Origin of the sequence: uncultured Senegalimassilia sp. (assembly GCF_934632265.1) — a bacterium.
Taxonomy (GTDB): domain Bacteria; phylum Actinomycetota; class Coriobacteriia; order Coriobacteriales; family Eggerthellaceae; genus Senegalimassilia.
The window spans coordinates 1-4,306 of the sequence record NZ_CAKTYH010000141.1; the positions used below are offsets into that span (position 1 = coordinate 1).

The window sequence follows — 4,306 nt, forward strand, 5'->3', positions numbered from 1 at the left end:
CGGGCGGCGCATATACGTTGGTCCGCTTGGCGCGATAAATTGGCAAATACGGCGCAAACTATATTGACGCTAACACCAGGTCTCCGCGGTGCGCGGGCTGATCGCCTCAGAGCTGGAGCTGCGCGACAGGAGGAAGAGGGAGCGCCTGGTCAGGAAGGCGAGGTTCCCGCAGGTGAAGTCCTTCGAGGGCTACGACTTCTCCCAGGTTGCCCTGCCGGAGGGCTACGGGGTCGACGACCTGAGGTCGCTGGGGTTCGTCGAGCAGGCGGAGGACTTCGTCTTCCACGGCCAGACCGGTCGCGGCAAGACCCACCTCGCCATCGCCATGGGGATGGCTTGCGCGCAGGCGGGAAAGGAGGTGAGGTTCTTCACCGCCGCCGAGCTGGTGCTCATGCTGGCGAAGGCGAGCAGGGAGAACTGCCTGGAGCCCCTTTTGAAGGACATCGCGAGGGCGAGGCTCGTCATCGTCGACGAGCTCGGCTACGTCCCGCTCGACCGGGAGGGGGCGAGGCTGCTGTTCCAAGTGCTGGGCGACTGCTACGAGAAGCGAAGCCTGGTGATAACCACCAACATCGAGTTCTCCAAATGGGGCGTCGTGTTCGGCGACGACAAGCTCGCCTTCGCGCTCATCGACCGCATCATGCACCACGGCAGGCTCGTCGAGTTCAACGGGACGAGCAAGAGGATGGAGCATGCGCTCATGCTCGGGAAGGCCGCAGACTAGGCGGCACGGATGCGGCGGCCGGCAGCTTTGCGGATTGCGTCGAAACCAGGACGCAGAATTTATCGACAAGAACTTGACGAAACACACTCCCTGAGGATGCGCTCGAGCGTCCTGATGTCGGTGCCGAGTACCTGGTCGGGCGTCGCGCAATGTTGCAGCAGCTCGCGGTGGGTCGGGCAGTACGCGTTGCTGAACAGGCCGGCGAGCTCTGGGAACGTCCTGTCGAGGATGGCCGTCGCCCTGTTCTTCAAGGCCGTGGAGCGCTCTACGAGCGACATCCTGTAGCGGGCGAGGTTGCGCAGCTCCTCGGTCGCCTCGTCGCCGAGCGCGGAGGGTTCGTAGCGTTTGTAGCGGACGAGGTCGGCTATCATCGCCGCATCGAGCGCGTCGGTCTTGACCTTGCGGACCGTCCAGACGTCGCGGAAGGCATCGGTCTGGATGGGGTTGATCACCGCGGCCTCGTAGCCATGCGAGGTCAAAAAGTCGAACAGGGCCACCCAGTAGTGCCCCGTGGCCTCCATTCCGACCAAGCTGTTCTCCGGGGTCGCATCGGCCTTGCAAAGCCTCTTCAGCATCTTCGCGAAGCCGCTCGCCGTGTTGTCGAACTTGAACGACTCGACGACGGTGCTTCCGCTCTCGTTGACCGCGCTGGCGACATGGCTTCTCTTGGCGATATCGATCCCGATGCAAATCATGGCGTCCTCCGATCTCCACGCTTCACGGCGAGGCAGAGGTTCTCCTCTGGTTTCCGCAGGCGCAACCTCATCGGACATACGGCGCCGCACGCCATCCTGCCTAATTCGCGTCCACCTGCGGGCCGGAGGCGCCAGCCTTTTTTAAAGAGCCTGGCTCCTGGGGGGTGCGGCAAGCGCCCTCCGCCCCATGCGCATCTCTTATCTCACATTCGCGTCCGCAAGAAAAGAGCGCGGCCACTGCGCGAGAAGTGGCAAGAACAATATATGAGGGGGGTAAGCATTTCGGATTAATGATGCTTTGGCGCGCACCTTGCAGCTGTTAAAAGATAAGATATGAACAATACGAATAATCTGAGTCGTTTATGCTGTTGCTTCAGGGGTCGCTGTCGTGTCTGAAACAACATTTGCGGTGCTGGTTATTGCTGAGGAGGATTTATGAAAGGTATTATTCTTGCCGGCGGATCTGGCACTCGTTTATATCCGCTCACGTTGGTTACGAGCAAGCAGTTACTGCCCGTTTATGATAAGCCGATGATTTATTATCCCCTGTCGGTCCTAATGATGGCGGGCATTCGCGATATCTTGGTCATTTCAACCCCGCAGGACCTGCCTAACTTCGAGCGGCTTTTGGGTGATGGATCCCGATTTGGCGTGAGGCTCTCTTATGCTGAGCAGCCTAGCCCTGACGGCCTTGCGCAGGCCTTTATCATTGGCGAGGAATTTATCGCAGGAGAATCTTGTGCTCTGGTGTTAGGCGACAATATCTTCTACGGGAATGGATTGGGTGCCCACCTTCGTGGCGCTGTGAGTGCTGCTGAGTCCGGGAAGGGTGCTACGGTGTTTGGCTATCATGTCGATGATCCGGAGCGCTTTGGCGTAGTTGAGTTCGATGAAAACTATAATGCCGTTTCTATCGAAGAGAAGCCGGAGCATCCGAAGAGTTCCTATGCTGTTACAGGCCTGTACTTCTATGACTCTCGTGTTTGTGAGCTGGCTAAGAAGGTTATGCCCTCTGCTCGCGGTGAGCTTGAGATTACCGATCTCAACCGCATGTACTTGGAGGACGGCACCTTGTCCGTTGTTACCCTTGGTCGCGGCTTTGCTTGGCTGGATACGGGCACGATGGAATCGCTGTACGAAGCGGGTGAGTTTGTGCGCGCTGTTGAGCGAAGCCAAGATATTCCTGTGTGCGTTCCCGAGGAGATTGCGTGGGAGAACAATTGGATTGATACTGATCAGCTGCGTGAATGTGCGAATAAATACGGCAAATCGGTTTACGGTCAGCATTTGAAGCGAGTTGCTGAAGGTGAGTTTGTCAGCAAGCGTCGTTGATTAGCCATCCAAACGCCCTCGCTTCAAGCGGGGGCGTTTGCTGAATATGCAATGCAAATTCGCCGAGTCGTAGCGTTGACTGCTATGCTGATTTCCATTACTGAGTCGTTAATTGCTCCGGCTAGGAGTTTTCGAAATAGGAGGATCGCGTGGCTGAGAGTTTCGAGCCCAAAAACATCATCGTCACGGGCGGCTGCGGATTCATCGGCAGCAACTTCGTGCACCATGTGGTGCAGGAGCACCCCGACGTGCACGTGACGGTGCTGGACAAGCTGACCTACGCGGGCAACCGCGAGAACATCGCGGGCCTGCCCGCCGACCGCGTGGAGCTCGTGGTCGGCGACATCTGCGACGCCGAGCTGCTCGACAGGATCGTCCCCGGCCACGACGCCATCGTCCACTACGCCGCCGAGTCCCACAACGACAACTCCATCGCGGACCCCGAGCCGTTCCTGCGCACCAACGTCGAGGGCACCTTCCGGCTGCTCGAGGCCGTGCGCGAGCACGGCATCCGCTACCACCACGTCTCCACCGACGAGGTCTACGGCGACCTGGCCCTCGACGACCCGGCGCGCTTCACCGAGTCCACGCCGTACAAGCCCTCGAGCCCCTACAGCTCCACCAAGGCGGCCTCCGACATGCTCGTGCGCGCCTGGACCCGCACCTACGGCCTGCGCACCACGATCTCGAACTGCTCGAACAACTACGGCCCCTACCAGCACGTGGAGAAGTTCATCCCGCGCCAGATCACCAACATCATCGACGGCGTCCGCCCCAAGCTCTACGGCAGGGGCGAGAACGTGCGCGACTGGATCCACACCGAGGACCACTCCTCGGCGGTGTGGACCGTCCTCACGAAGGGCCGCATGGGCGAGACCTACCTGATCGGCGCCGACGGCGAGAAGAACAACATCACGGTCCTGCGCATGATCCTGGAGATGATGGGCAAGGACCCCGACGATTTCGATTGGGTCCGCGACCGCCCCGGCCACGACCGCCGCTACGCCATCGACTCCACGAAGCTTCAGACCGAGCTCGGCTGGCGCCCGGCGCACAACGACTTCGCAGAGGGCCTGCGAGCCACCATCGAATGGTACCGCGGAAACGAGTCCTGGTGGCGCTCGGCCAAGGCGGCCACCGAGGCGCGCTACAAGGCGCAGGGCCAGTAAGGGGGCAGGCATGGCTGAGATCGAATTCGAGAAGGAGCTCAAGGCGGAGCGCACCAACATCCCCGGGATGCTGGTGTTCGACCTTTCGGTGCACGGCGACTCCCGCGGCTGGTTCAAGGAGAACTGGCAGCGCGCCAAGCAGGTGGGCCTGGGGCTGCCCGACCTGGGCCCCGTGCAGAACAACATATCCTTCAACGCGGAGCGGGGCGTGACCCGCGGCATCCACGCCGAGCCCTGGGACAAGTACATCTCGGTGGCCACGGGCAGCGTATTTGGTGCGTGGGTGGACCTGCGGCCGGGCGAGAGCTTCGGCGAGGTCTACACGTGCGTCATCGACCCCTCCAAGGCCGTCTACATGCCTCGCGGCGTCGGCAACTCCTTCCAGG

Annotated in this window: 5 protein-coding genes; 4 read left to right on the forward strand and 1 reads right to left on the reverse strand. The window is 60.8% G+C overall.

Annotated features, from left to right (window positions below):
* The first annotated feature begins 88 nt into the window (after positions 1-88).
* The gene (istB, locus tag Q0H50_RS08575; RefSeq protein ID WP_294421435.1) at positions 89-724 is read left to right on the forward strand and encodes an IS21-like element helper ATPase IstB; all 636 of its coding nucleotides are present in this window, start codon (positions 89-91) and stop codon (positions 722-724) included.
* A 59-nt stretch (positions 725-783) separates the two neighbouring features.
* On the opposite strand, the gene Q0H50_RS08580 is transcribed toward istB, so the two are convergent.
* A complete protein-coding gene (locus Q0H50_RS08580) occupies positions 784-1,419 on the reverse strand; it encodes an IS110 family transposase (RefSeq protein WP_294421437.1) in 636 nt (211 codons plus the stop codon).
* Between the two features lie 435 nt (positions 1,420-1,854).
* Between Q0H50_RS08580 and rfbA the strand changes: the two genes are divergently transcribed.
* The 3 genes from rfbA to Q0H50_RS08595 all read left to right on the forward strand — a co-directional run.
* Entirely contained in the window at positions 1,855-2,751 is an 897-nt protein-coding gene (gene rfbA, locus Q0H50_RS08585) for a glucose-1-phosphate thymidylyltransferase RfbA (RefSeq protein ID WP_294421439.1), read from the forward strand.
* Between the two features lie 149 nt (positions 2,752-2,900).
* Positions 2,901-3,920 carry a dTDP-glucose 4,6-dehydratase gene (gene rfbB, locus Q0H50_RS08590; protein ID WP_294421441.1) on the forward strand — a complete coding sequence of 340 codons (1,020 nt, stop codon included), beginning with the start codon at positions 2,901-2,903 and terminating at the stop codon, positions 3,918-3,920.
* Positions 3,921-3,930: 10 nt separating this feature from the next.
* The coding region (locus tag Q0H50_RS08595; protein ID WP_294421443.1) for a dTDP-4-dehydrorhamnose 3,5-epimerase family protein at positions 3,931-4,306 on the forward strand (376 nt) is incomplete at its 3' end.